This is a genomic window from Hahella sp. HNIBRBA332 (assembly GCF_030719035.1).
Taxonomy (GTDB): domain Bacteria; phylum Pseudomonadota; class Gammaproteobacteria; order Pseudomonadales; family Oleiphilaceae; genus Hahella.
Genome location: NZ_CP132203.1, coordinates 2,964,636 through 2,991,104, shown reverse-complemented (window position 1 = coordinate 2,991,104; position 26,469 = coordinate 2,964,636). Strand labels below are relative to the sequence as shown.

22 protein-coding genes are annotated in these 26,469 nt (G+C 49.5%); 21 read left to right on the top strand and 1 reads right to left on the bottom strand.

Features of this window, described 5'->3' with window-relative positions:
- Positions 1-57 precede the first annotated feature (57 nt).
- The 12 genes from O5O45_RS13260 to prpD all read left to right on the top strand — a co-directional run bounded on the left by O5O45_RS13260 (position 58) and on the right by prpD (position 11,012).
- Positions 58-693 carry a MotA/TolQ/ExbB proton channel family protein gene (locus O5O45_RS13260; protein ID WP_305905692.1) on the top strand — a complete coding sequence of 212 codons (636 nt, stop codon included), beginning with the start codon at positions 58-60 and terminating at the stop codon, positions 691-693.
- A complete protein-coding gene (locus O5O45_RS13255) occupies positions 690-1,109 on the top strand; it encodes an ExbD/TolR family protein (RefSeq protein WP_305905691.1) in 420 nt (139 codons plus the stop codon). The genes O5O45_RS13260 and O5O45_RS13255 overlap by 4 nt, the downstream gene beginning before the upstream one ends.
- A 23-nt stretch (positions 1,110-1,132) precedes the next feature.
- Positions 1,133-2,890, top strand: coding sequence for a lipid A export permease/ATP-binding protein MsbA (gene msbA / locus O5O45_RS13250; RefSeq protein WP_305905690.1), 1,758 nt, complete (start codon positions 1,133-1,135; stop codon positions 2,888-2,890).
- Positions 2,887-3,900, top strand: a complete 1,014-nt coding sequence (gene lpxK, locus O5O45_RS13245) for a tetraacyldisaccharide 4'-kinase (protein ID WP_305905689.1) — start codon at positions 2,887-2,889, stop codon at positions 3,898-3,900. The genes msbA and lpxK overlap by 4 nt, the downstream gene beginning before the upstream one ends.
- Positions 3,893-4,075: a Trm112 family protein gene (locus O5O45_RS13240; protein ID WP_305905688.1), complete on the top strand. Its 183-nt coding sequence runs from the start codon at positions 3,893-3,895 to the stop codon at positions 4,073-4,075. The genes lpxK and O5O45_RS13240 overlap by 8 nt, the downstream gene beginning before the upstream one ends.
- Before the next feature lies 1 nt (position 4,076).
- Entirely contained in the window at positions 4,077-4,844 is a 768-nt protein-coding gene (gene kdsB / locus O5O45_RS13235; RefSeq protein ID WP_305905687.1) for a 3-deoxy-manno-octulosonate cytidylyltransferase, read from the top strand.
- Entirely contained in the window at positions 4,841-5,323 is a 483-nt protein-coding gene (locus O5O45_RS13230) for a low molecular weight protein-tyrosine-phosphatase (protein WP_305905686.1), read from the top strand. The genes kdsB and O5O45_RS13230 overlap by 4 nt, the downstream gene beginning before the upstream one ends.
- A 1-nt stretch (position 5,324) precedes the next feature.
- Entirely contained in the window at positions 5,325-6,338 is a 1,014-nt protein-coding gene (gene murB / locus O5O45_RS13225) for a UDP-N-acetylmuramate dehydrogenase (RefSeq protein WP_305906206.1), read from the top strand.
- 351 nt (positions 6,339-6,689) lie between these two features.
- The gene (locus tag O5O45_RS13220; protein WP_305905685.1) at positions 6,690-7,364 is read left to right on the top strand and encodes a GntR family transcriptional regulator; all 675 of its coding nucleotides are present in this window, start codon (positions 6,690-6,692) and stop codon (positions 7,362-7,364) included.
- 48 nt (positions 7,365-7,412) lie between these two features.
- Positions 7,413-8,291, top strand: coding sequence for a methylisocitrate lyase (gene prpB, locus O5O45_RS13215; protein WP_305905684.1), 879 nt, complete (start codon positions 7,413-7,415; stop codon positions 8,289-8,291).
- 78 nt (positions 8,292-8,369) lie between these two features.
- Positions 8,370-9,497, top strand: coding sequence for a bifunctional 2-methylcitrate synthase/citrate synthase (gene prpC, locus O5O45_RS13210; RefSeq protein ID WP_305905683.1), 1,128 nt, complete (start codon positions 8,370-8,372; stop codon positions 9,495-9,497).
- A 30-nt stretch (positions 9,498-9,527) separates the two neighbouring features.
- Positions 9,528-11,012, top strand: coding sequence for a 2-methylcitrate dehydratase (gene prpD, locus O5O45_RS13205; RefSeq protein ID WP_305905682.1), 1,485 nt, complete (start codon positions 9,528-9,530; stop codon positions 11,010-11,012).
- Between the two features lie 97 nt (positions 11,013-11,109).
- On the opposite strand, the gene tviB is transcribed toward prpD, so the two are convergent.
- Positions 11,110-12,387 carry a Vi polysaccharide biosynthesis UDP-N-acetylglucosamine C-6 dehydrogenase TviB gene (tviB, locus tag O5O45_RS13200; RefSeq protein ID WP_305905681.1) on the bottom strand — a complete coding sequence of 426 codons (1,278 nt, stop codon included), beginning with the start codon at positions 12,385-12,387 and terminating at the stop codon, positions 11,110-11,112.
- A gap of 460 nt (positions 12,388-12,847) precedes the next feature.
- Here tviB and O5O45_RS13195 point away from each other — a divergent pair, with 460 nt between their 5' ends.
- The 9 genes from O5O45_RS13195 to O5O45_RS13155 all read left to right on the top strand — a co-directional run bounded on the left by O5O45_RS13195 (position 12,848) and on the right by O5O45_RS13155 (position 26,457).
- Positions 12,848-14,206 (top strand): TIGR03013 family XrtA/PEP-CTERM system glycosyltransferase, encoded by a 1,359-nt coding sequence (locus tag O5O45_RS13195; protein WP_305906205.1) that lies wholly within the window; start codon positions 12,848-12,850, stop codon positions 14,204-14,206.
- Between the two features lie 135 nt (positions 14,207-14,341).
- Positions 14,342-14,980 (top strand): XrtA/PEP-CTERM system exopolysaccharide export protein, encoded by a 639-nt coding sequence (locus O5O45_RS13190; protein WP_305905680.1) that lies wholly within the window; start codon positions 14,342-14,344, stop codon positions 14,978-14,980.
- A gap of 71 nt (positions 14,981-15,051) precedes the next feature.
- A complete protein-coding gene (locus tag O5O45_RS13185; protein WP_305905679.1) occupies positions 15,052-16,566 on the top strand; it encodes an XrtA system polysaccharide chain length determinant in 1,515 nt (504 codons plus the stop codon).
- Positions 16,563-17,393: an XrtA-associated tyrosine autokinase gene (locus tag O5O45_RS13180; RefSeq protein ID WP_305905678.1), complete on the top strand. Its 831-nt coding sequence runs from the start codon at positions 16,563-16,565 to the stop codon at positions 17,391-17,393. Before O5O45_RS13185 ends, O5O45_RS13180 begins: the two co-directional genes overlap by 4 nt.
- 55 nt (positions 17,394-17,448) lie before the next feature.
- The gene (locus O5O45_RS13175; protein WP_305905677.1) at positions 17,449-18,735 is read left to right on the top strand and encodes a porin family protein; all 1,287 of its coding nucleotides are present in this window, start codon (positions 17,449-17,451) and stop codon (positions 18,733-18,735) included.
- 17 nt (positions 18,736-18,752) lie between these two features.
- The gene (locus O5O45_RS13170; protein WP_305905676.1) at positions 18,753-19,610 is read left to right on the top strand and encodes an XrtA system polysaccharide deacetylase; all 858 of its coding nucleotides are present in this window, start codon (positions 18,753-18,755) and stop codon (positions 19,608-19,610) included.
- Between the two features lie 8 nt (positions 19,611-19,618).
- Positions 19,619-20,992, top strand: coding sequence for a FemAB family XrtA/PEP-CTERM system-associated protein (locus O5O45_RS13165; protein WP_305905675.1), 1,374 nt, complete (start codon positions 19,619-19,621; stop codon positions 20,990-20,992).
- Positions 20,993-21,044: 52 nt separating this feature from the next.
- A complete protein-coding gene (locus tag O5O45_RS13160; protein ID WP_305905674.1) occupies positions 21,045-25,328 on the top strand; it encodes a non-ribosomal peptide synthetase in 4,284 nt (1,427 codons plus the stop codon).
- A 31-nt stretch (positions 25,329-25,359) separates the two neighbouring features.
- On the top strand, positions 25,360-26,457 hold the full coding sequence (locus O5O45_RS13155; RefSeq protein WP_305905673.1) for a glycosyltransferase family 4 protein: 1,098 nt from the start codon (positions 25,360-25,362) through the stop codon (positions 26,455-26,457).
- The last annotated feature ends 12 nt before the right edge of the window (positions 26,458-26,469 follow it).

Genomic DNA, 26,469 nt, shown 5'->3' with positions numbered 1-26,469 from the left:
TACGGTTTGTTTATAGGCTGTGGTAAAGTATGGCAATTTTTTTGAGGAGACAGATGCGTGTACGAGTTGTTAAAGGCCGGCGGCTTGATAATGATCCCTATTTTGCTGTGTTCAGTGGTGGCTTTAGCGATCATTATTGAAAGATTCTGGACTCTGCGGCCGCAAAAAGTTGCGCCGCGCTCAATCGTTAACGATTTGATGGCGCGCCTTAAGAAAAAAGAACTTAATGGCAAAACCCTGAAAGACCTCCAACAATCCACGCCTTTGGGCCGTGTTCTCGCCGCTGGACTGATCAACGCCAAACATGGCCGTGAGATCATGAAAGAAAGCATTGAGGAAGAAGCCAGTCATGTCGTGCATGAACTGGAGCGTTTCCTGACGGCGTTGGGTTCTGTGGCGGCGATTGCTCCTCTGTTGGGGTTGTTGGGTACGGTCATCGGTATGATCGACGTGTTCGCCGAAATTCAAATTGCCGGCACGGGCAATACGCAAGCATTGGCGGGCGGCATTTCCAAGGCGCTGATTACTACCGCAGTGGGTCTGACTATCGCTATCCCTGCGCTGGTATGTCACCGTTACTTCCAGCGTCGCGTGGATGAGCTGGTGGTGGAAATGGAGCAGCAGGCGTTAAAGCTGGTTGAAGTTGTTCACGGCGATCGTGACGTCGACATGAGCGGAGTGAAAAGCAAGTGAAGTTCCGGCGCCAATCCAGAGAAGAGTTGTCAGTAAACGTAACGCCTCTGATTGACGTTGTTTTTCTGCTGCTGATTTTCTTTATGGTTTCGACTACGTTCACCAAGGAGACCCATCTTGCGGTGGAGCTGCCGAAGGCTTCAGGCGAAGCATCTGAAAACCTGGTGGATCAGATTGAGGTTGTGATCAACAAAGATGGTCAGTACACCGTTAATCAGCGAGTGCTGATCAATAGTCAGATCGCTACATTGAAAAGGGCGGTGGAGCAGTTGTCCAAGGGCAAGAACGATCTTCCGTTCATCGTTACAGCGGACGCCAAAACCCCCCACGAATATGTCGTTCGGGCAATGGATGTCGCCGGTCAGCTCGGGTATCAGAAGTTGAGCATCACCACTCAACGCACCGAAGCCGAATAACGTTATCCTGACTAAGGGCTGACATGTCAAAAGTCGCAAAGCAGTATGCCGGCGCGCAAGTGTACGGCAGACTGCTGTCTTATTTGAAGCCGTTATGGAAGGTTTTCGCTTTAGCGGTACTGGGTAATGTGATTTACGCATTGGCTAGTGCAGCGATGGCGGACGCAACCAAATACATCGTCGCGGCGATCGAAACTCCAAGTCCGGAAGGGCGTTTCTTGGTTCCCATGCTGATCATCGGCATATTCGCCTTGCGCGGCCTGGGCTCATTTTGCGGTGGTTATTTCATGGCGCGCGTGGCCAGGGGGATCGTCCATCGTATGCGCCTGGAGCTGTTTCGCCATCTGACTGTATTGCCGTGCCGCTTCTTTGATTCCAACTCAACCGGGCATCTGGTGTCGCGTATTACCTACAACGTGGACCAAGTGACGGGCGCCGCCACCAATGCGATTACTGTCATTTTGAGGGAGGGGTTTACCGTCATTGGATTGATGGGGTACATGATCTATGTGAGCTGGAAGCTGACGCTTCTATTTCTTGTTCTCGGCCCGATTATCGGCATTCTTATCAGCTATGTTTCCAAGCGCTTTCGGCGTATTAGTCGCCGCATACAGAGCAGTATGGGAGATGTCACGCATGTGGCTTCTGAATCCATAGGCGGGTATCGCGTTATGCGCACTTTTGGCGGTGAGGAATACGAGTTCAATCGCTTCATGAAAGCCAGCGAGTACAATATTACGCAGGCGTTGAAGATGTCGCTCACTCAGGCGCTGTCGACGCCGATTATCCAGCTGGTTATCTCTGTTTTTATTGCCTTGTTGGTGTGGTTGGCTCTTAGTCCTGAAGTTCGCGGCAATATGAGCACTGGCGAGTTTTTGGCGTACATTACCGCAGCGACCACTTGCGCCAAACCTATCAGGCAGCTGACTGAGGTTAACGCTGTTATACAGCGGGGGATATCGGCCGCCCAAGATGTATTCATGCAGTTGGATGAACCAGTAGAAAAGGACAACGGCTCTTATATAGTTGACAAGGCGCAAGGCCGGCTGGAGTTTAAAAGCTTGGGCTTTGCATATGGTGATGAGGGCAGGCCTGCATTGCAGGATATCAATCTCGTCATTGAGCCGGGCGAGACGGTTGCATTAGTTGGGCGATCCGGCAGCGGTAAGTCGACCTTAGTTAGCCTTTTGCCTAGATTTTATGATTATGAAAAGGGCGAAATTCTTCTGGACGGGAAGCCACTAAAGGACTTCACTCTAAGCTCGTTGCGGCGACAAATCTCCATCGTGACTCAGCAGGTCGTGCTGTTTAACGATACGGTCACTAACAATATTGCATACGGCGCATTGGCTGATGCAACGCCGGAACAGGTGCGTGAAGCAGCGAAATCTGCGGATGCGTTAGATTTTATCGAGCAACTGGAGCAAGGCTTCGACACGTTGCTGGGTGAAAATGGGACGCGTTTGTCTGGAGGGCAGCGGCAGCGCATGGTTATAGCGCGGGCGCTGTTGAAAGATTCTCCTATATTGATCCTTGATGAGGCCACTTCCGCACTGGATACGCATGCTGAGCGGAATATTCAAAGCGCACTGGAAACCTTGATGCAAGGTCGAACCACATTGGTGGTCGCGCACAGACTCTCCACCATTGAGAATGCCGATAAGATCGTGGTCATGGATCAAGGGCGTATCGTAGAAGTCGGCACGCATCGCGAATTGATCGAAAAGGATGGCGCGTACGCGGCTTTACACAAGCTGCAATTCAGTGAAGCGGACACATGAGCGCATGGATCGAGCGGGTTTGGTACGGCGGCTCGCGCTGGAAATTTCTACTGTGGCCGCTGTCATGGCTTTACCTGTTGATCGTCGCAATCAGAAAGGCTGTCTTTGTAATGACAAAGTCCACAGCAGAGGCGGATGCGACGTCTTTGCGTCCGCCAGTGATAGTGGTGGGCAATCTGACGGTGGGAGGCGCCGGTAAAACGCCGCTGGTTGTGGCCTTGGTGGAGTACTTTCAGCGTAGAGGGCTAAAGCCGGGTGTCATAAGCCGGGGCTACGGCGGTGAAAGCGAGTCGTATCCTGTCTTGGTGGAGCGTCATCCCGATCCAAAGGTAACTGGCGATGAGCCTGCTCTGATCCATATGCGCACAGGGTGTCCAGTGGTGGTGGCGCCCAGGCGGGCGGAAGCGTTGCAAAAGCTGCTGGATGTTTATGATTGCGATGTGGTGATTAGCGACGATGGATTGCAGCATTTGGCGTTGCCCAGGGATATGGAGATCGTCGTCGTGGATGCGCAAAGAGGCTGGGGTAATGGACTTTGCCTTCCTGCTGGCCCTTTGCGGGAGCCGGTTAGGCGTGTGCAATCTGTGGACTTGGTGGTTAGCAATGGCTTGCATGCGCAGGTTGGCGCTGATTACATGATGCAGTTGCGCCCCGTACGCTGGAAAAAAGTCTCCGGCGGTGAAGAAAAAAGTACGAGTTACTTTGCGGGACGCACTGCGCATGCCGTTGCTGCAATAGGCAATCCAGGGCGTTTTTTCGCAACACTGGCGGATCTCGATATCGCCTCCATTCAGCACGCATTTCCTGATCATTACAGTTACGCCCGGAAGGATATAGAATTCAACGATAATCTTCCCGTTTTGATGACGGAGAAAGATGCGGTCAAATGTAAGTCGTTCAATCTTGAAAATGCTTGGTATCTGGAGGTTGGCGCCGAGTTGAACTCTGCGTTTTATGAGAGGATCGACGCCAGGCTAAACGAACTGCGGAGTCACAAAAAACATGGATAAAAAATTATTGGCCATCCTCGCCTGTCCTGTTTGCAAGGGTGAATTGAAGTATGACCGGGAGAAACAGGAATTGGTTTGTAAGAATGACGGTATGGCTTTTCCCATACGCGATGGCATCCCTGTGATGCTGGAAAAAGAAGCGCGTACGCTGACGACTGATGAGCGGTTGAGTTGATATGAGCGCCTTCACTGTCATTATTCCCGCCCGCTATGGCTCCTCCAGATTGCCGGGCAAGCCTTTGCTGGATATAGCTGGTAAACCCATGGTCGCACATGTGTACGATCGGGCGCAGGAGAGTTTGGCCAAGCATATATATGTGGCGACGGATGATGCGAGAATTGCCGAAGTGGTGGAAGGTTTTGGCGGCTCGGTCCTGATGACGCGCGCGGACCATCCTTCCGGTACGGATCGCTTGGCGGAGTGCGCGAATATCCTTGAGCTGGACGACGATGAGATCGTCGTTAACGTGCAAGGAGATGAGCCGATGCTGCCGGCGGAGCTGATTGCCCAGGTCGCCAATAATCTGGCTGCGAATCCTCAGGCGGGCATCGCCACGCTGTGTGAGAGGATTCATGACAGGGAAACCCTGTTTAATCCTAATGCGGTCAAGGTGGTGAAAAACGAAGCTGGTATGGCGTTGTATTTTTCCCGAGCGCCAATTCCTTGGGCGCGGGACTATTTTGCCGACGCTGACGCCGGATTGCCGCCTACTTTTGATTTTTATCGCCATATAGGCATCTACGCTTACCGAGTTGGTTTTTTGCGCGATTATGTGTCTTGGGGAAGTTGTCCTCTTGAAGGGATCGAGAGCCTTGAGCAATTGCGAGCCATGTGGCGGGGCGTGCCCATTCATGTGGATGTGGTGGCGAAGGCTCCGCCGGCGGGCGTGGACACAGAAGCTGATTTGCAACGCGTACGCGCAATGATGGCTAAGGCATCATGATCAAGATTTTGTTTGTGTGTATGGGCAATATCTGTCGGTCACCCACTGCGCATGGCGTGTTCGAAACGCTTCTGCAGCGTGCAGGCCTGACGGATTGTGTGGCGGTGGATTCTGCCGGTACGGGAGGTTGGCATGCGGGTGAGCAGCCTGATCGTCGAGCGCGTGAATTTGCCAGTAAGCGCGGCTATTCCCTTGATCACATTCGAGCTCGACAAGTGGCGCCGGATGACTTTGAGCAGTTTGATCTGGTGCTGGCGATGGATCGGGATAATCTCGCGAATTTACAGCACATCTGTCCCCGGAAGCATCAAAATAAAGTGAAGTTGTTTTTGAGCTTCGCTGCGTCCAACGATGAGCGTGAAGTGCCGGATCCCTATTATGGCGGTCCTCAGGGGTTTGAGCACGTGTTGGACTTGGTAGAAGACGCCTGTGAAGGGCTTGTGGTCCACGTTCGAGAGCAATTAAAACGTCGTGGCTGATATGTATTGGGAGTTGAATGCGGATTTGGCGACGCGCCATACCATGGGCTGTCCTGCGCGGGGTGAGCGTATGGTGTCTGTGACGAATATTGGTGATATTCGTCGCGTGTTGTCGGAATTAAGGGCGACATCTTCGCCGGTTTTTGTGCTGGGCGGCGGTAGTAATGTCGTTTTTGCCAGCGATTTTCCTGGTGCTGTCATCAAGATGGAAAATCGGGGTGTCAACGTAGAGGCATCAGATTCAGGCGGCGATATTGTGCGGACGGCCGCTGGCGAGAACTGGCATGAGTTTGTCTGGTGGACGCTGGAGCGAGGCTACGTAGGTCTGGAAAATCTGGCCCTGATCCCGGGTACAGTGGGGGCCGCCCCGATTCAGAATATCGGCGCTTACGGCGTGGAGCTGAAGGATCGGTTGCATTCTGTGCGGGCGATCCATATGGATACGCTGGAGGAAAGAGCGTTTTCTTTGCCTGAATGTCGCTTTGGCTACCGCGACAGTTACTTTAAATCGGAGCCGGGAAGGAGATGGCTTATCTGGGAGGTGGCTTTCAGGTTGTCCGCTGATGCGCCGCTGGTTCTTGAATATGCTGAATTAAGACGACGTTGGGAGTCTGCGGGCGCTCCCGGAGACGCCAGTGCGGTCGCAAAATTAGTGGAAGCTATTAGGGCTGAAAAGCTGCCTAATCCGGCGCAAGTGCCCAACTCTGGGAGCTTTTTCAAGAACCCTGTTGTGTCAGGGGCGCATTTTCTTGCTCTGAGCGAGAAATTTCCCGAAATAGTATCTTTTCCGCTGGCGGACGGCTCCCGTAAGTTGGCGGCGGGATGGCTGATTCAGGCTTGTGGCTGGAAAGGTTTTCTGGAAAATGGCGTTGGCGTTTATCCCAAGCAGGCTCTGGTGCTTATCAATCCTGGTCATAAGTCGGGCGGCGAGGTGAAAATGCTCGCTTCCAGAATACAGGCTTCTGTTGAGGAGCGTTTTGGCGTGTCCCTGGAAGTCGAGCCCCTCATTTTGTAAACAATCTACGCGTCATCTGCTTCCTGTCGAGCGGGTGGGTGGCGTTTCCTTCTTCTTCTGCCTTGTTTTGCATCCATCCGGCCTTTGGCGTTAGTTTGCGAGCGCCATTTGTTGTGTCAGGCAGGGCTACCTAGATACTCAATAACTTTTTGAAATAAAAAGATTTTATTCTTCTTCTATAAATATCTGTGATTCTGAACGGCTAAGCAGGGCGTGCTTTAGGGGTATTCCGCTATTGTAAAAAACGACTTGAAGCCTCTTTCTCTTTGTCGGCAATATTGTTTACAATCTCATGGTGTGCGCTTATGCAGTGGTTGTATTGGCGCGATATAGGAGAGGATTGTAAACAATATGGCTGCGCCTGACTCCCGAACTCTTGCTGACCAAGCTTTTGAGCGTCTGCAGACAGCTATTGTCAAAGGCGACATTCGAGCGGGAGAGAAAATTAGTGAGGCTGAGCTGTCCTCAAAGTTTGGCTTTGGCAGAGGACCTTTGAGGGAAGCTTTGCACAGGTTGGAAGGCAGAGGGCTGATTGTTCGCAAAGCTCATTCTGGCGCCAGAGTGGTGGCGCTGACCTTCGAAGAGCTGATTGAACTGTACGAGGTGCGCGAGTCCTTGGAGGGGATGGCGATTCGATTGGCTTCAGAGCGTATGTCGCAAGAAGAAATAGATGATTTGAAGCGGCTAATGGACATTCATGCTGAGCAAATCAAGGAGGAGAAGGGGCTTGCTTATTACCAAAAGGAAGGCGACTTCGACTTCCATTTCCGAATTATCTCCGGCAGCAAAAATCGCAAGCTCAGCAATATGCTGACAGGCGAGCTATATCACCTGCTGAGGCTATATCGATATCGCCTCAGTACATTCAGCGGTCGACCTGAAAAGGCGTTTCATGAGCACTGGCGTATTATCGAAGCGCTTGAAGAACGAGATGGCGACTTGGCTGAACTCTTGATGCGGCGGCACATTTCCGCTGCGAGGAACAATTTAATCAGGAAGTATCGCGATGGGGAGTTGCAGCTATAGCATGCTGTGAGTCGTCCGTCTCTCAATGGTATGCAACAGGGGGCTAATATGTCAGCAGGACGTCGCTTTCGCAAAGCGCTAGAAGATAACCAACCGCTGCAAATTGTCGGGGCTATTAACGCCTACTGCGCGATGATGGCGGAAAGAGTGGGGCACCAGGCTATCTATTTGTCGGGTGGTGGTGTGGCCAATGCGTCATTTGGGCTTCCAGACCTGGGAATGACCAGCATGAATGACGTCCTGGAGGATGTGCGTAGGATTACCGCAGCGTCTGAATTGCCCTTGTTGGTCGATATTGATACCGGATGGGGCGGGGCTTTCAACATCTCGCGCACGGTCAAAGAAATGATTAGAGCCGGGGCGGCGGCGGTTCATATAGAAGATCAGGTAGCTCAAAAGCGCTGCGGGCACAGGCCTAATAAAGAAATCGTCAGCCAGGAAGAAATGGTGGATCGGATAAAGGCTGCAGCGGACGCGCGCACGGATGAAGACTTCTTCATCATGGCGCGTACGGATGCGTTTGCTCAGGAAGGGCTACAGGCGGCGATTGACCGCGCAGGCGCTTGCCTCGAGGCTGGCGCTGACGGCATCTTCGCCGAAGCAGTGACGGAGCTGGAGCATTATCAAGCCTTCACCGATGCGTTGAGCGCGCCTATTCTGGCCAACATCACTGAATTCGGGCAAACCCCGCTATACAACAAGGCTGAGCTGGCCGGCGTCGGCGTGGCGATGGTTCTGTATCCATTGAGCGCCTTCAGGGCGATGAATCGCGCAGCCTTGAACGTGTATGAAAGCATTTTGAGTAAGGGCGATCAGAAAGAAGTAGTTGACTCCATGCAGACACGCATGGAGCTTTACGATTTTCTGGGGTATCACGATTACGAAAAGAAGTTGGATGCGCTGTTTGCGGCGGGAAAAAACAAATAACTCATAAATCGCTGCAAACATTGAGGTTTCGCTTTAGCGGAACTCTTAAAACAGTCTGATGTAAGAGGAGAATTAGCAATGGCGGAAAAAAATATTGGAGGCGCGGGCCTGAGAGGTCAGGTCGCGGGACAGACGGCGCTATGCACAGTGGGACAGTCGGGGCATGGTTTAACCTATCGGGGGTATGGCATTGATGTGCTTGCCGACAAAGCTGAATTTGAGGAAGTGGCTTATTTGCTGTTGCGAGGCAAGCTGCCCAATCAAGCGGAGCTGAAGGCTTACAAAGCGAAATTGAAGTCGCTGCGTGCATTGCCTCAGGCCCTCAAGGAGGTCCTGGAGCGCATTCCTGCCGATGCGCACCCTATGGACGTGATGAGAACGGGTTGTTCCATGCTGGGCGTATTGGAGACGGAGGCTGACTTTTCGCAGCAAGATGACCATATCGACCGCATGTTGGCGCTTTTTCCATCCATCATTTGCTACTGGCGTCGCTTTAGTCAGGATGGGGTGTGTATTGAAACGGAAACTGATGATGACTCCATAGGCGCACACTTTCTGCACATGCTGCACGGACGCAAGCCTGACGCTCTGCATGAGAAAGTAATGCATGCTTCTCTGATTCTGTATGCGGAGCACGAGTTCAATGCATCGACGTTCACTGCGCGGGTTTGCGCTTCGACATTGTCGGATATCCATTCTTGCATTACCGGCGCCATTGGTTCGCTGCGGGGCCCTTTGCACGGCGGCGCTAATGAGGCGGCGATGGCGATGATTGAGAAATTCAAGAGCCCTGAGGATGCGGAAGAGCAGATTATGGGCATGCTTGAACGTAAAGAAAAAATTATGGGCTTTGGGCATGCTATCTATCGTGAGTCCGATCCTCGTAACGCCATTATTAAGAAGTGGGCGCAAAAGCTCTCGGAAGAAGTAGGCGATAAGGTGCTCTATCCTGTTTCCGTGCGTTGTGAAGAAGTTATGTGGCGTGAGAAAAAGCTATTCTGCAATGCGGACTTTTTCCATGCCTCCGCCTACCACTTCATGGGTATTCCCACCGAATTGTTTACGCCGATTTTTGTTATGTCGCGCCTGACTGGATGGGCTGCGCATGTGAAAGAGCAACGTGAGAACAATCGCATCATTCGGCCCTCAGCGGATTATACCGGTCCGGAATCCGCTGAATGGACTCCGATTGAGCAGCGTCATTAATACGAATAACCAAGTTGAGGAAGAAAGAGAATGGGTGCGAATGTAGATCTGAATGATCGTCCTGATTATGACAAGGTCATTCAGGACATTGCTGACTATGTATTGAACTTCAAAATCGAATCCCAGGAAGCGCTGGATACCGCAAGAAACTGCTTAATGGACACTTTGGGGTGCGGCCTGTTGGCGCTGAGATTCCCTGAGTGCACTAAGCACTTGGGCCCAATTGTGGAAGGTACGGTAGTGCCGAATGGCGCTCGCGTTCCTGGGACGCAATTCCGTTTGGACCCTGTTAAGGCGGCATGGGATATCGGCTGTATTATCCGTTGGCTGGATTACAACGACACATGGCTGGCGGCGGAGTGGGGGCATCCCTCCGATAACCTGGGCGGTATTCTGGCGGTGGCGGACTATTTATCTCAGAAGCGCGTCGCTGCTGGGAAAGAACCTTTGACCATGCGGGATGTTCTGGAGGCCATGATTATGGCGCATGAAATCCAGGGTGTTATTGCTCTGGAGAACAGCTTCAACCGCGTGGGGCTGTGTCACGTGCTGTTGGTGCGCATCGCTTCCACCGCTGTGGTGACTAAGCTGAAAGGCGGAGATAGAGAGCAGATTATGGCGGCGGTTTCGCAAGCCTGGGTGGACGGCTCTTCGCTGCGGACATATCGCCATGCGCCCAATGCCGGCTCACGTAAGTCCTGGGCGGCGGGTGACGCAACCTCTCGGGCGGTGCGTCTGGCTGACATCAGTATGCGCGGCGAGATGGGTATTCCAGGTGTCCTGACGGCGCCGCAGTGGGGATTCTATGATGTGTCTTTCAGCAAGACTGTGGCGGATCAGAAAGTCAAAGCGCCTGAAGATCGCGTTTTCAAATTCCAGAGAGATTACGGCTCATACGTAATGGAAAATGTGCTGTTTAAAATCTCTTTCCCTGCGGAGTTCCACTCTCAAACGGCAGCGGAGGCGGCGGTTACGCTGTATCCACAGGTCAAAGACCGGTTGCAGGATATCGATAAGATTGTCATCACTACTCACGAATCCGCCATCCGCATTATTTCTAAAGTCGGCCCTCTGGCGAATGCGGCGGACCGCGATCACTGTCTGCAATACATGACAGCCGTGCCGTTGGCGTTCGGTAATCTGGTGGCTGAGCATTATGAAGATGACTTCCATGCGGCGAACCCGATCATAGATGAGCTGCGCAACAAAATGGAAATCGTAGAAGATAAGCGCTACAGCCAGGAATACCACGAGCCGGATAAGCGCTCAATCGCCAATGCAGTGCAGGTGTTCTTTAAGGATGGAACGTCCACGGACAAGGTCGAAGTGGAGTATCCGGTTGGGCATCGCCGCCGTCGTGAGGAAGGTATACCTTTGTTGGAGAAAAAATTCCGCGCCAATCTGGCGACACGTTTTCCTGGCAAGCGTTGCGAGGAAATCTTTGCCTTGTGTAAGGATCAGAAGAAGCTGGAGGCGACGCCAGTTAACGAATTCATGGATCTATTCGTTATCTGACACTCATGAGCTGAAGCCGCTCTATTTAAATGAGAGTGGCGTTAAAATAAAAAAGCGCGGTAATCCGCGCTTTTTTATTTGCTGGTTTCGTTTGGCGCTACAGGCGTCCATCCACTGCGTCTTTCGGCAGTACGTATTTGACGTCGAAGAGGACGTGAGTGTCTTTGCCAAGTTTACGGATGTTCTCTATGCCCATGTCTTTGAACTGCTTGTGGGCCACCGTAAGAATAATGGCGTCATAGTGATTCTCTTTCAGCTCAGGAATAACGCGAATGCCATATTCATGTTCCGCTTCAGCTGGGCTGGCCCAGGGGTCGTAAACATCCACATTGGCGTTATATGACTCAAAGGCGTTGATCACATCGACCACGCGAGTGTTGCGGATGTCCGGGCAGTTCTCTTTGAAGGTTAATCCCAATACCAGAATATTGGCTTCAGCCACATGCTGCTTGCGTTGCGTCATCATGCGAATCACGCGCTCCGCCACATGTTCGCCCATGCCGTCGTTAATGCGTCGGCCGGACAGAATGATTTCAGGGTGGTGACCGACCGCCTGGGCTTTGTAGGTCAGATAGTAAGGGTCGACGCCGATGCAGTGGCCGCCAACCAGACCGGGGCGGAAGGGGAGAAAGTTCCATTTGGTGCCGGCTGCTTCCAATACTTCCAGTGTGTCGATGCCAAGCTTCTCGAAAATCAGCGACAGCTCGTTGATTAAAGCAATATTGACGTCGCGCTGAGTGTTTTCGATAACCTTGGCCGCTTCTGCAACTTTGATGCTGCTCGCCTTGTGGGTGCCCGCGACAATGATGGAGGCATAGAGTTCATCTACATACTGGGCGATTTCGGGCGTGGAGCCAGAGGTTACCTTCAAAATGTTGATGACCCTGTGCTCTTTGTCCCCAGGGTTGATTCGCTCAGGGCTGTAGCCAGCGAAAAAGTCTTGGTTGAACTTCAGTCCGGAGACTTCTTCAAGTATTGGAACGCAGACTTCTTCTGTTGCGCCGGGATAAACGGTGGATTCGTAAATAACCACGTCATCTTTTTTCAGTACTTTGCCTATTGTGCGGCTGGCTGATTGTAATGGTCTCAGGTCGGGCGTTTTGAAGTCGTCGATAGGCGTTGGGACGGTGACAATGTAAACATTACAGGATTGTATATCTTCTAGTTTGTTGCTGTAGGAGAGTTTATTGGCTTCAGCAAGCAGTTCGGGTTCCACTTCCAGTGTGCTGTCTTTACCGGATTTCAGCTCCTCAATACGGGCGGCGTTTATGTCAAAGCCTACGGTAGAGAACTTCTTGCCGAACTCGACGGCCAGTGGCAGGCCAACATAACCCAGGCCCACAACTGCAATTTTTGCGTTCCTCAAATCTGTCATTGGAAACCCTTTAAGCGAGATAGTAGTAGTATTTTATTTAAAAAATCGAACTATAATGAGCGTCCGTCGTTAGACGGTCTCCGCGGAAGCCCTTGGCAATTCCGTGGAAACTCAGGAAACAGCCCGCGCATCCATTGTTGGATCATGCGCTTAAGGCTAAATCATTCAAGACTTCGTTTGGACTGATTTTGCGCATATCGACAATGGTGACAATATCAAGCGAACTCTTGAGAAATTTAGCCAAAGCGCGTCGCCGCGCAAGTATATCGGAAAATACGCGCCAAGATATTTGAATTTAGTTTAACAATACTCTTTTGTATTTGCTTAACTTAAGTTGTCCATAAAAATCTGATAGCATGAGCGGCCCTCAAGTCTAGGCTGCAAGTCCGTGTTGGTAAGGAGAAAAGGCTTGGCCCACGTACGTATATTCCGGCATTACATACATTTGCCCTACATTATTATGGGCGTCGCGGACCTGGTGGTCTTAGGCGCAGTATTTTACTGTGGCGTTTTCTTCCGTTATTTCGGCGAAATCAATTTTTTCCTCGATAACTATCAAGTTGCAATTCCTGAGGCGCTGACCTTCGCGCTGGTTAACCTTATCATCATGATCGCAATGGGGGTTTATCCCGCCAAAACCCAAGAGGGTATGTCCGGCATGATGCTGAGAACGATATTTTCGATTCTCATGTCCGCTGCGGGCTTGTCATTCCTGTTCTACGTAACCGAATCCTGGTTATGGTATTTTGGCAAGGGTGTTCTGGCTCTTTCCTCAGTCCTCGCAATCTTTATTTTGGGGATTTCCCGCAGTCTGTTCCTATTTTTCGCCAATGAGCAAAGCTTTAAGCGAAATGTGTTGGTGCTTGGCGCAGGAAATCGCGCAAGCAACCTATACGAGGACTTAAAGGAACCCCTGGACCGTCGAGGCGTTGAGTTAATGGGGTTTGTGCCTGGGCTGGATGAAGAGCTCAAGGTGCCTGAGCAGAAAGTGTTGAGAATTCCTGGAACTCTCAAAGATTATATTTTGAATCATCCGGTCGATGAGATTGTTATCGCCCTGGATGACCGCAGGAAAAAGCTGCCGCTGGACGATCTGTTGGAATGCAAGATGGAAGGCGTGCATATTGTTGACGCGCCTACATTTCTTGAGCGCGAGGGCCGCAAGGTGGCGCTGGACCTGATTCAGCCAAGCTGGATGATCTTCGCAGACGGATTTGGGGCGGTTTCCACTCGCAGCATCACCAAGCGAGCCTTTGATATTTTATCCAGTTTGAGCCTGCTGCTCGTGACTTGGCCTATTATGTTATTGACGGTGCTTGCTATTAAGCTTGAAGAAGGTTGGTCGGCGCCTGTGTTATACAAACAGGAGCGGGTGGGTTTAAACGGTCGTCCGTTCCCTGTCATGAAGTTCCGTAGCATGAGGGTCGACGCCGAAAAGCATGGCGCTGTCTGGGCGCAGAAAAATGACACTCGTGTGACCCGAATTGGCGGCTTTATTCGTAAAGTGCGTATCGACGAGCTGCCGCAAATTTTTAATGTTTTGCTCGGAGATATGGCTGTAGTCGGGCCGCGTCCCGAAAGACCTATTTTTGTGGAAAAGCTTTCGGAAAAAATTCCTTACTATAACGAAAGGCATAGAGTGAAGCCCGGTATTACCGGTTGGGCGCAACTCTGTTTCGCTTACGCCGATAGTGAGGAGGACACCAAGGAGAAGCTGCGGTATGATTTATACTACATTAAAAATCAGAGTCTACTGCTTGATTTGATTGTATTAATTCAGACCGTTGAGGTTATTTTGTTTAAGAAAGGCTCCCGGTAAGCGGGCGCTCGGGTTTTTAACATTGGCATCATTGTTTTGAAGTATTTGGCAGGGCGTAATGTTGGAAAACTATCCGGAAAACCTGGCTGCTGAAGAGTCGCATTGGATTCAACTGCTGATTAACTTGGGATACTAATGATGAAAATTAACGCCTTGAAAATATGCGTTCTGGCATTGCTGGCTGTGCTGTTCAGCGCCTGCAGCACGGTTAAGCCTTCCGACAATGCTTTGGTTAGCGCCGCTCTGAAAGATCGGCCGAAGATGCTGGAGTCGTATATTCTGGGTCCTGGCGACGTGGTTAACATAAATGTTTGGCGCAATCCTGAATTGTCTGGAGGCGTGCCAATTAGGCCGGATGGCAAATTGTCTACGACACTGGTTGGCGATATCGTAGCGTCCGGCAAAACTCCGGCTCAGTTGGCTGAGGAGATCAAGCAAAAGCTATCGGTTTATATTCGTGAGCCTCAGGTGAGTGTTGTCGTCACTGGAATGCAGAGCTATGAATTTTCCAGCAGGGTGCGCGTTACAGGCGCTGTGAAGTCGCCAATTTCCATCCCATACCGTCATGGCATGACCGTCATGGATGTCGTGTTGACGGCTGGCGGGTTGAATGATTTCGCCAGCGGAGATGGCAGCGTGTTGTACAGACAGTATCAAGGGAAGACCGTTATCATTCCTGTAAAATTAAATGAAATCTTTCAGGAAGGCGATGTGACCACCAACTATGAGTTGAACCCTGGGGATATAATTACTGTTCCTGAAAAGGTGTTGTAATACGACGCAGTTGGGGGCGAAATTGAATTTGAGACAGAACTTTTCTCTTATGACTATGCTGGTGCAATGATATGGCGGTTCCAATAGATCAGCTACCAAAAGAAGCCTACAGGGAGATTCGCTCCCGGAAATGGCTGTCGTTCTTTGTTTTTCTTGCTGTCAGCTTCGGAACGCTTGTCGTGGGCGCGTTATGGCCGCAGCAGTTTACTTCACGAAGCGTTATCTATGTCGATGATCAAAATATAATCCGACCTTTGATGGATGGCTCTGCCCTGACCACAAAAGTGAAAGATCATGTAGCTTCTGTTGAAGAGGTCATGTTGTCGAGAAGAGTTCTGACCCGTCTCGCAGAAATGGAGGATATCTGGGGAACAGTAAAATCCGACGCTGCGAAAGAGGGTATTATTTCAAAAGTGCGTAACAACGTGGCGGTCAAGAAGACCGGAGCCCCCAACTTTATTGAGATAGAGTACAAGGATTCTAATGCGCAACGAGTTTTTGATGTGACTCGTGAGTTGACGCAGCTCTTCATTGAAGAAACGGAAAACAGCAAGCGTGAAGAGAGTCGCAACGCGTATGAGTTTGTTGATAAGCAAGTTAAGGCATATCAAACGCAATTACAGGCTTCTGAAGAGCGCTTGAAGAACTTTCTGCAGGATAATGTGGACGGTACTGCTGAGTCGGTGGGGTCAAGATTATCCGCTCTTGAGCGTCAAATTGAAGAAGCCGAGCTTGCGCTAAAGGAGGCGATGGCTCAGAGAGATGCGCTGCAATCACAATTGTCTGGACAATCTAGAGTTGTGAGAAGAGAAGTCGCAGATGATGCATATCAAACTCGCATAGATGAGTTAAATAAGAAACTTGATTCCTTGCGATTGATTTATCTGGATAGCTACCCTGACATTATCGCTTTGAAGCAGCAAATAGTTGAGCTAGAGAAGCAGCGCGCAGAGGCTGTGTCCAGCGGTGGTTCGTCTACGCGCTCAGAGTCTTCTTTTAACCCTATATATCAAGAGCTGCAGAGTGAGCTTTCAAAAGCGCTCGCCAACATAGATACGTTACGCACTAGACAAAAGTCCTTGGCGGTCTTATTGGAAAAAGAGCGCACTCGGATGCAGCGCATTCAGGAAAATCAGGCGAAGATTGCTGAGCTAACCAGGGATTATGAGGTTAATAAGAATATCTACGACGATCTCTTAAAGCGCAGGGAAAAGGCGCGAGTTTCTATGCGCCTTGATGTTGAGGGTCACGGTCTTAGTTATAAGATTCATGAGCCGGCGGCCTATCCACTTAAGCCGTCAGGGTTTACTTTCCGTCACTTTGCTATGGCGGGATTGTTTTTAGGTTTTCTCGCGCCTATCGGCATAGCTGTCGCGTTCTGTCAGGTAGACCCGCGTGTACGTACAGGATCTATTTTGCAGGAAAATACGGGTATCCCTGTGTTGGCGACGATTCCCTATATTTCCACTCCATTGGAACGGAGAATTGACAGGCGTCGAACTAAAGTCATTCTTTTCCTGGCATTAGTCAGCATCGGCGTTTATTTGGTGTATGGGTGGATGCGTTATACGGGAGTCGTCTTGTGACCGACAAACAAGAGAATATCAAAAATATTTATGATATCGATAAGGGGCAGATTAATCCCAAAGAGGCCCAGCCTAATTCAACTGCAGATAGGGTGCTGGTGCCTAGCTCGCTGGAAGTTAAGTCTGGTAGTGTAGAGCGTTATGTAATTAGTAAGCAGATCGCCAAGATGCGAGAGCCTTCTCTCCTGTCAGTTGATGATCTGAATCAAAAGCGCATTATTCACCCAGAGTCTCCTGATCGTACGATTATAGATAAGTTTCGAGAACTGCGAACTCGTTTGCTGGAGATCAGCAAAGGTAACAACTTCACGTTAGCTGTTACAGGGGTCGCTGATGGTTGTGGAGCCTCGTTCACGGCAATTAACTTAGCTGCTGCGTTTGCATTGGATAGCAGTAAAACGGCTTTGGTTATTGACTGTAATCTTAGAGAGCCCTCCCTGCACAATATTTTGGATTTGATGCCAGACTTGGGGGTTACGGATTTTATTGAGGATCCAGATATGGATATAGCCTCCGTAATTTACCCAACCGGCATCAAGAGACTGAGACTGATTCCGGCTGGAAGTAGACGAGAGTCCTCGGGAGAATTTTTTACTTCGTTCCGTATGAGACAATTTTTGCACTCATTAAGAAAGCGCTATCCAGACCGCTTTATTATTCTGGATACGCCTTCGATTGCAGTGTCTCCCGATGCGCGGATTATCTCCGAGCTGTGTGATTTGACATTAGTTGTCGTACCTCATGGAAGGGTTACAGAAAGTCAGATTGTGTCCGCTGTGTCATCGATTCCGTCGCAGAAGTGCGCGGGAGTCTTGGTAAATGGCTGAAAATAGCTAAAAGAGACTGTCTTTCTATATAACTACCATAAGGACCTGTCCCTTCATGGATCATCTTCTATTAGATAAATCAAGGCCAGCTATGCTTGCCTTGATTGGTATAAATGCAATTAGCGCAACACTGTATGTACAGGCGGAGCCGCTTGAAGTGCAATTAAGCGCTACTCAGGAGTACTCCGATAACGTAACAAAAACTCAGAATAAGGAAGATGATTGGCTTAGCAAGGTGGGCTTAAAGCTGGGGCAAACGATTACGAAAGGAGCTTTTGAGAGTTCGCTTTCGGCAGACTTTGGTTTTGAGCATTACTGGGGCGATACCTTTGGCGATGAAGTTTCCACTGAGTTGGTATACGACGGTAAGTATAATTTTACCCCAAGCCTGTCTTGGCTTGTTAAGGATGAATTGACCGAGGACGTGCTAAATAGCAGCACGCCTAATACTCCAGATACAAGAGTCCGGAAGAATGTTTTTACCACTGGACCTAGCTATCGTATTGCTATGTCGGCGGAAGATGACTTGGTGCTAAGTGGGCAATACAAGCAAATTGACTTCGATAGTAATACGGCTATCGATAGTAAAAGGAAGACAGCTACCGCCGATTATATACATCGTTTTGCGAATGAGCTTACGTTTACATGGAGCAACAGTGGAGAGTGGGCAGACTTGGATAACGAGACAGACATCGAGACTTTAGAGTCTGAGGTGCGTCTCAGTAAGCGCTATAACGATCTATTCGCCAGCATGGGCGTTGGTATGACCAAGCTTACCAGTGAGCAGGCGAATGTCACCAGAAAGTCGGATGAGGTTACTGGCTCGTTGAATATGAGCTATCAGGCCAGCGCCACGGTTGGATTGACGTACTCTTATAATCGCAAGTTAACCGATAGCGCTTCTGAAACTGTTTTTCAGAGCTTTGAACACCCAATCAGTAAAGGGTCAAGTGACAGCTTATTAATGCAAGAGCATGTTGCTGGGGTAAATTATAAGCCTAATGCTAGAGATGTATTTCAATTAAAAGGCTCTAGCACGACCGAAGAAAATGAAACAACTGCTTTGGAAGATAAAGAGCATTCCGTGGCGGTTAGTTGGTCGCATAAAGTTAATGCTGTATGGAACTGGTTGGCGTCATCAGAGTATACCAATAATAACTTCGGCGGCACTGACGTTGAACAGGACACATACGAACATTCAATACAGATTAATCATCATTGGTACAAGAACTTCAGCTCTCGTTATTACGTTGAGTACGAGTCAAAGGACTCTGAAGGCGGAGCAGTAGAGTATGATGCGATGACTGTCGGCGTCGGCGTAGACTACGTCCCCAATTTTTAATCATACAGGTGGTTGTCTTGCAGAACGCCTTGACTATAGATGTAGAGGATTATTTTCACGTTGCAGCGCTAGCGGAATCAATTGGCGTTGATGAGTGGACGAGCCGGGAGTGTCGTGTTGAAAAAAACACACGAGACTTAATTGAGCTGTTTGATAAGAAAGGCGTGAAAGGCACTTTTTTTGTCTTGGGCTGGGTGGCGGAAAGATACCCTCATATTGTTACTGAGATTCATCGGGCGGGACATGAAGTGGCTTCGCACGGCTACAGCCACCAACTGGTTTACTCGCAAACTCCCGCAGTATTCAGGGAAGAGACCGCCAAATCCAAAGATATTCTGGAGAATATCATTCAGCAGCCAGTAGAAGGCTATCGCGCGGCAAGTTACTCGATAACGGCTAAGTCCAAGTGGGCGCTGGATATTTTGTGTGATTTGGGGTTTAAGTGGGACTCAAGTATTTTCCCAGTGAGGCATGATCGATACGGAATGCCAAATACACCAGAGGATCCCTATATTCTACAAGCGCCGAATGGAAAGCAGATTGTAGAATTCCCCTTAACCACCTGCCCAATTGGCAAGTATAGGCTGCCTATTGCTGGCGGTGGTTATTTCAGGCTGTTTCCTTATTGGCTTACGCGTTGGGGGTTGGGTAGGGTTAATAGTTTGGGTCGAAGCTTTATTTTTTACTTGCACCCTTGGGAAATCGATCCTAAGCAACCACGGGTCAAAGCCAGCATGTTGTCGACGTTTCGGCATTACAACAATCTGGATGTGTGCTTTTCCAGGCTGGAGTCGCTGCTGGATGACTTTTCATTTACAACGGTTTCAGAAGTACTTAAATCTCAGTCTATTGACCCCGTTCCAGTTGCGGTTTAACGCCTGCTATGAATGATGCGATTAATTTAGACAGCCTGAAGTTGCGAGAAGATCGGCTTAAGGCGCGTAAAGGCGAACTCTCGCGTTTAATTGGCGAAGCTAAAAAAAACGGAGCGGACGCGGATGAGCTCATCGCCGAAATGGGAGCAGTTTCAGCCGAGTTCAAAGAAGTAGCGGGTCAAATTAAGGCGTTTAAGAAAGCGCAGCGTCAACAAGCCGATCAATCGAATGACGAAGTGCTTTCGAGTGGTCAGTTGGATAAGTCCAAGCAAGCAGAGAAGCTGCAGCAGATTATTGAAGATATCTCCTCTACGTCACAGATTTTGAATCTTGCAGTCAAAGCTTTTCGCATTGTGGAAATAGATGCAGAACCAGGCTTAAAGGCGTCTTGGGAGAGCTATGTTGGCCAACATCCACAATCTTCCCCGTATCATAAGCTGTGGGTGAAATCGTTCATCGAATCGGTGTATGGCCATCCATGTCGCTTTAGTTGTGCGCTTGATGAGTCTGATAGGGTGGTCGGCGTTCTACCTCTTATTCAATTGAAGAGCCGTCTATTTGGGAACTTTGTTGTCTCAGCGCCATATTTTAACTATGGCGGAATTCTTGCGGATAGCGATCAGGTCGCTCAAATGCTCCTCGCAGATGCGGTGCGTTGGCGAGATCAGGTGGGAGCAGGGCATATTGAGCTGAGGCATTTGACGTCATCCAATTTGGGGCTGCCGCAACGTACCGAGAAGCTAACGTTCTGGCTTGCGTTGCCTGATCAGGAAGAAGATTTATGGCTAGGCTTTAAACCCAAAGTTCGAGCACAAATTAAGCGGCCTCAAAAGGAAGGAGCGGAAATAACTCTCGGTGGTGTCGAGTTACTGGATGATTTTTATTTTGTATTTTCAAGGAATATGAGAGATCTTGGCACGCCGGTTTATGGGAAAAACTTTTTTCGTGGCTTCCTTAGCTCGTACGGAGAATCTGCTAGAGTTGTCATAGGCAGGTTAAACGGAGCTGTAGTCGCTTGTGCGATTATTATCGGCAGTGGCGATCGAATGGAAATCCCCTGGGCTTCAACAGTTCAGGAGGCAAATAGTTCCGGTATTAATATGCTGATGTATTGGGAAATCTTAAGGTTCAGCATTAAAGCGAAATATAAAATTTTTGATTTCGGGCGCTGTACGGAAGATAGCGGCACTTACAAATTTAAACAGCAGTGGGGCGCCGCGCCAGTGCGTTTACATTGGGACTACTGTCTTGCTGAAGGGAAAGAGGCGCCCAAGCTTAATCCCGATAACCCCAAGTTCAAGCTGCTTATTGCTGTATGGACAAGACTGCCAGTGTGGCTGACTAATTTGGTCGGTCCCATGGTAGTTAAGTATTTGCCCTGATCAAAAGCGTGCGATATACAGTCTGGCCTTTACATGTTGCAGGGTTGAGGCGATGAGTAATACTCCCAATCATCGAGATCACCGCGCTGGTCTTTTTGCAATTGCACAAGAGAAGAGCTGGGGGCTGCCGGAAGTCCTTCTTAATTCCGCAGAACGTTTCTCTGAAAAGCCTGCGGTGAAATCAGAAGATGGTGAGCTTAGTTATCGCCAGCTTCTACAGCATTCCTTATTGGTTGCTGAGCGACTCAACGCGTTAGGAGTTGGCGTTGGTGATCGTGTCGCAGTTTGTGTGAATCGCGACCATCATTTGCCTGCATTGCTTTTAGGCGTTGGTATTGTTGGTGCAGCTTACGTTCCAGTTGACCCCGCATTTCCTGCGGAGCGCATCCGAATTATTCTAGGAGATGCCGACGCTTCCGCCGCCATATTTGAATCATCTACCTTTGATCTTCTGCAAGCCATCCCTGATTTGGCGCTTTTGGATAAATACAGTGTAGTTGAGGCGGGAGGTGGTGTGTGTTCTGAGTCATTGGATGACCTCCGAGACAGCTATGTAGAGCTTAGAGGCTCGCTTGAAAAAGCCGCTGACTTGATCGCGTATATCATTTTTACTTCAGGCTCTACAGGACGCCCCAAAGGTGTTCCCATTGCTCAGTCCGCTGTTATTAATTTCCTATATGGCGTAGACGAGGTTATCGGGACTCGAGATGGCGATCGTTTTCTTGGGCTGACCACGATTTCCTTTGATATTTCTGTTCTGGAATTGTTTCTTCCGCTGATTCTTGGTGGGGTTGTTTATGTCTGCAAGAAGAGCGATGCGCTGTCTCCAGATCGGCTTGGAGATATTATCGCGAAGAATGATATTAACGTCCTTCAGGCGACGCCGGCAACTTGGCGCTTGATGTTGGAACTGGGGTGGCGCCCTGGAAATACGCACAAGATTTTGTGTGGTGGAGAGGCCTTTCCGATTGATTTGGCGGGAAAACTCCTCCAGGAGGCGGGTGAGGTTTGGAACATGTATGGGCCTACCGAGGCGACGGTATGGGTTTGTAGTCATAAGGTATGTCAAGAAGATATTGACGCGGGATTTATACCGCTGGGCGCGCCCTACGCTAATGTCGATCTAGTTGTGGTGGATGAGGCTCTTAATCCTGTTTCGGGTGAGGCGACTGGAGAATTGTTAATTGGCGGCGCTTGTCTGTCTCCTGGATATTTTAGAAGGCCCGAGCTCAATAAGGATCGTTTTGTCGCCCTCAATTTCTCTGGTTTCACGCAGCCTTATTATCGTACCGGCGATCTTGTGCAGGTCGCCAGCGGTCAGATGCGCTATGTTGATCGGCTTGATAATCAAGTAAAGATTCGAGGGTTTCGAATTGAGCTGGGAGAGATAGAAGCTGCATTGACGCGTTTGCCAGGAATCGCTGACGCTGCAGTTGTTGCAGTGTCTAACCCCGCAGGCGACAACGTCCTCGTCGGTTGCTTGCGCTTTTCCAGTGAAGCTTTGGCATTTGGGAGCGTTGAGAATTCGTTGCGGCAAACACTGCCGTTTTATATGGTTCCCGGCCTCTGGCGAATATATGACAGCTTTCCACAAACACCGAATAAGAAAATTGATAAGAAAGCGTTGAAGAGCGATGTGGAAAAGGGGATGGCGTCATCTGCATCGACTGATAACCCGTTCTCTTCTGATATTGAGCGGCGTTTGGCGTGTGCGTGGAAGGCGGTTTTGGGAGTTTCTCCGCAGAGCGTTCACGATCATTTTAATGAGCTTGGGGGGCATTCCCTAGCTGCAGCCAGACTCTCGAATGAGATTGAGATTGAGTTTGGGAAATCGGTTGGCGTTAATCAGTTGATTGCATGTCCCGTGTTTATTGAGCAGTGTGAGATGGTTGCAGCCGCGCCTGAAGCGATGCATCACTCAGATCTCATAACGCTGGAAGAGTGTGCGGAGCTAAGCGATGGTCAGCGAAGAATTTGGTTTATATGTCAGTTGGCGGGCTCCAGTAGCGTATTTAATGAATCTGAGGCGTTTATTTTAGAGTCGCCTTGGGATATGGGCAGATTGGAGCGGGCGATTTCCGAGTTGCTGCGCGAACTCCCTGCTCTGAGGTTGATGTTGAATACAGCTGGTTTATCGTGGAGGCTGTGCTCGGCGGCGGAAACGCCATTACAAGTGAGGGATATTGCAAGCTCATCAGACTCTTTAGAGGCGCTTCTGCACCAAGAGGCCAAGCGTGAGTTTGATTTTGATTCTGAGTTGCTTGTTCGCTTTGTCGCCTATGAAATGGAAGGGCGGATTTCCGCTCTGCAGATGGTGACTCATCATATATTGTTAGATGGCATATCCCAATTGAAAGTTTGGGACCGCTTGTTGCAGCTCTATGAGAGGGAAGAGGCTCTAACTGATTATCAGGAAAATGGGGAAGAGGCTAAGGGTGTAATTGTCTCTTCTCGTCAAAGAGACTTGGAAGAGAGCATCGAATTTTGGGTGCAGACGCTATGTAAACCGTTGCCGCTATTAAACTTGCGAACTGATTACGAGCGTCCGGACTTTTTTGACTTTAAAGGAAGGCAGGTTGTAGAGGTTCTAGGTCAAGATCTCTCGCTCAGGTTAATTGGCGTAGCAAACAAATTTAGAACGCGACCGTTTGTAGTGTTAATAAGCGCTTTCTCTGCGTGGTTGAGAAAAGTAACGGGCGCGCGCGACTTGATAGTAGGGACGGCTACGAGCGGTCGTGAGGGACAAAAGGGGCTTCATGACGCCATAGGGATGTTCTTTAATACTATTCCATTGCGATTACCTGAAGTTGATGGCGGTTTACAGGAGCAGCTAAAAAGCACTGAGCAGGCTTTAAATCTGGCCTTGCTGCATGGGGGGATTTCATTTGAAAAAATAGTCTCCAGCGTACAGGCTGCCCGCGATGCCTCAAGGCCCACCATGGCGCAAGCTTATATAACATTTAATGACTTTTCTAATCGCAAGCTAAATGTGGCGGGTAGTGGCGTTTTGAATCCTGTGCCGGTCGATATTGGCTATACACAGGGGGAGATCTTTCTTTACGTTGACTTTTATGGGGGCGACTTTGTATTTCGCTTTCAGACAAGTTCCGCCTTATTTAATTTGGATACAAGCAGGAAAATGCTTGCTGCGTTCATGGCGACGCTAAAAGGTTTTATAGAGAGCATGGAAATTGGCGGGGCGGCGTTAAATTCAGATATTTCAATAGATTGTTTTTCGGGCTCTCAAGCCAATAGTCGGGTTAATGGTCGGCGCCAGATTAAGTTTCATCATGGTGATGACGAAGAGCTGCTCAATAAGGTTGGAGCTATTTGGAAAAGTGTTCTGGGGTTGGATGAACTAGATCTTGACGCCAATTTTTTTGAGGTCGGCGGTCACTCAATCAAGGCGTTACAAGTATTTGATCAGTTGCATCGGCGATACGGGATTAATGCGCCGCTGGCTTTGCTCTTCAAAGCGCCTACAGTAAGGTCTCTAGCTGGTGAGTTGGCGCGAATTAATAATAGCTATTCAGGGGGCGAAGCCGAGGGGGGCGGCTATTCCGCAGGAGAAGCTGAAGGGTGGAAAAACATCGTGCAACTGTCTGCTGGTGGCGCCAAGACTCCATTGGTTTGTATTCACCCTGTTGGCGGTAATGTGCTGGCCTATAAGGCATTACTGGACTTCGACGATTTGAATCGCCCTGTTTATGGTATACAGGCTACCGGGCTGGATGGGGTAAGTGAGCCTTCATACTCAATTCTTGATATGGCTCGTCACTATGCGGCGCTTCTTGATGAACTTCTTAGTAAAAAGCAAGTTTTACTCTTGGGAGGGTCAATGGGGGGCTCCATAGCGGTAGAGTTGGCTAATGAGCTCTCTGGTAAGGGGTTTAAGGTCGATTGGGTGATATTGCTTGACACCATTGGGCCTGCCGCCAAGCACTTGCCTGAAGGCTTCGCTGAGGATCGGCGCACGTTTTTACAAAAGGTCGCTCAAAGCACATCGGCCAGAATAAAGTATTACAAGAACTTTTTAGAAGTAAGACTCTATCGGATGCTTGGTTTGAGAATGCCTCAGACGTTGCGTGTGTTTGAGGTGCGCAGATCGAACCGTCTTGCTGTCGAGAGGCATATAGAACGAGCTTACAACGGGAGTGTCATGCTGTTGCGCCTGCCTTCCACTGAGTCCGGGGCGTACAGCTTGCCCGTGCTGGGCTGGGAGAGGCATCTGACAGGAAGAGTAGAAATTGAGACGGTAGATGCTGAGCACGCACACTTTCTGGAGTCTGAAGAGGCAAAGCGGGTGCTGGCCTGTTTTCTCCGGGAGCAAGAATAGAGTGTCGAAAGAGGTATCTTTCAATTAATTTATGAAGAACGTATTACATATAATCGACACCACTGGCCCAGGTGGTGCGGAAACGGTATTTATTCAACTGTTACGGAATCTATCCAAAGACAAGTACCATCACCATGTCATATTGCGCGGAGAGGGGTGGGTCGCCGACCAAGTTAGAGCGTCAGGAATAGAGCCGATATTCATCGACTCCAAAGGCAGCTTCAACTTAAGTTATGCTTTGGTGTTGGTGCGATTTATACGCTCTAACAAGATAGATGTAATTCATGCACACTTGATGGGGTCTAATGTATATGGCGCGCTCGTCGCAATGTTGACGCGTAAGCCAATGATAGCCACGTTTCATGGAGGGGTTGATGTGGCGAAGCAGGAAAGGTTAATCAACCTGAAGTTTAAGTTAATAAGCCTTGGAGCTGACTCCATTATTTGCGTGTCAAAGAAGTTGGAAGAGGAATTAAAGCAGCGAGGGGAGCTCGAAGGTAGCAAGCTAAAACTTATATACAATGGAGTGGATCCGAATCAGTTTTCGAAACAGGATAAGACCTTAAATAGGGAGCTTGGTTTGCCCGATGGTGCAATAATTGTGCTCTCGGTAGGCAATATTCGGCCTGCAAAAGGTTATGAATATCTGGTGGATGCAGCCGCCAAAATGAAAGGGGCTCCTGAGTATCACTTCGTTGTTGTCGGGCATCAGAAGAAAAGCTTATATGAGACGTTGCTAAAACGCATTGAGTCTCATGATGGAGTGCCTAATTTGCACTTTTTAGGCTTTCGCTCGGATGTTAAGGATCTGTTAGGGCAAGCGGATATATTCCTGTTAACTTCAACGAGCGAGGGGTTTTCCATTGCGACAGTTGAAGCCATGATGGCTGGCGTGCCTGTTGTGGCTACCCGCAGTGGTGGTCCAGAAGAAATTGTAGAGGATGGTGTAACAGGATTGCTGATTCCTGTGAAAGATCCTGAGGCGGTTAAAACAGCCTTATTAAAACTCCGAGATAGGGAGTTGGTGGATAAAATGCGACAGGCTGCGCAACAGTCAGCGATAGAGAGGTTTTCCTTGGTCACTATGGTTGGCGAATACGAGGCCTTGTACGACAGGCTGATTGCCTAAACGCTTGGTTTT

Coding starts and splice junctions, on each gene's coding strand:
- msbA (WP_305905690.1), top strand. CDS start 1,133: ATGTCAAAAGTCGCAAAGCAGTATGCCGGCGCGCAAGTGTACGGCAGA.
- lpxK (WP_305905689.1), top strand. CDS start 2,887: ATGAGCGCATGGATCGAGCGGGTTTGGTACGGCGGCTCGCGCTGGAAA.
- O5O45_RS13240 (WP_305905688.1), top strand. CDS start 3,893: ATGGATAAAAAATTATTGGCCATCCTCGCCTGTCCTGTTTGCAAGGGT.
- kdsB (WP_305905687.1), top strand. CDS start 4,077: ATGAGCGCCTTCACTGTCATTATTCCCGCCCGCTATGGCTCCTCCAGA.
- O5O45_RS13230 (WP_305905686.1), top strand. CDS start 4,841: ATGATCAAGATTTTGTTTGTGTGTATGGGCAATATCTGTCGGTCACCC.
- murB (WP_305906206.1), top strand. CDS start 5,325: ATGTATTGGGAGTTGAATGCGGATTTGGCGACGCGCCATACCATGGGC.
- O5O45_RS13220 (WP_305905685.1), top strand. CDS start 6,690: ATGGCTGCGCCTGACTCCCGAACTCTTGCTGACCAAGCTTTTGAGCGT.
- prpB (WP_305905684.1), top strand. CDS start 7,413: ATGTCAGCAGGACGTCGCTTTCGCAAAGCGCTAGAAGATAACCAACCG.
- prpC (WP_305905683.1), top strand. CDS start 8,370: ATGGCGGAAAAAAATATTGGAGGCGCGGGCCTGAGAGGTCAGGTCGCG.
- prpD (WP_305905682.1), top strand. CDS start 9,528: ATGGGTGCGAATGTAGATCTGAATGATCGTCCTGATTATGACAAGGTC.
- tviB (WP_305905681.1), bottom strand. CDS start 12,387: ATGACAGATTTGAGGAACGCAAAAATTGCAGTTGTGGGCCTGGGTTAT.
- O5O45_RS13195 (WP_305906205.1), top strand. CDS start 12,848: ATGGGCGTCGCGGACCTGGTGGTCTTAGGCGCAGTATTTTACTGTGGC.
- O5O45_RS13190 (WP_305905680.1), top strand. CDS start 14,342: ATGATGAAAATTAACGCCTTGAAAATATGCGTTCTGGCATTGCTGGCT.
- O5O45_RS13185 (WP_305905679.1), top strand. CDS start 15,052: ATGGCGGTTCCAATAGATCAGCTACCAAAAGAAGCCTACAGGGAGATT.
- O5O45_RS13175 (WP_305905677.1), top strand. CDS start 17,449: ATGGATCATCTTCTATTAGATAAATCAAGGCCAGCTATGCTTGCCTTG.
- O5O45_RS13165 (WP_305905675.1), top strand. CDS start 19,619: ATGAATGATGCGATTAATTTAGACAGCCTGAAGTTGCGAGAAGATCGG.
- O5O45_RS13160 (WP_305905674.1), top strand. CDS start 21,045: ATGAGTAATACTCCCAATCATCGAGATCACCGCGCTGGTCTTTTTGCA.
- O5O45_RS13155 (WP_305905673.1), top strand. CDS start 25,360: ATGAAGAACGTATTACATATAATCGACACCACTGGCCCAGGTGGTGCG.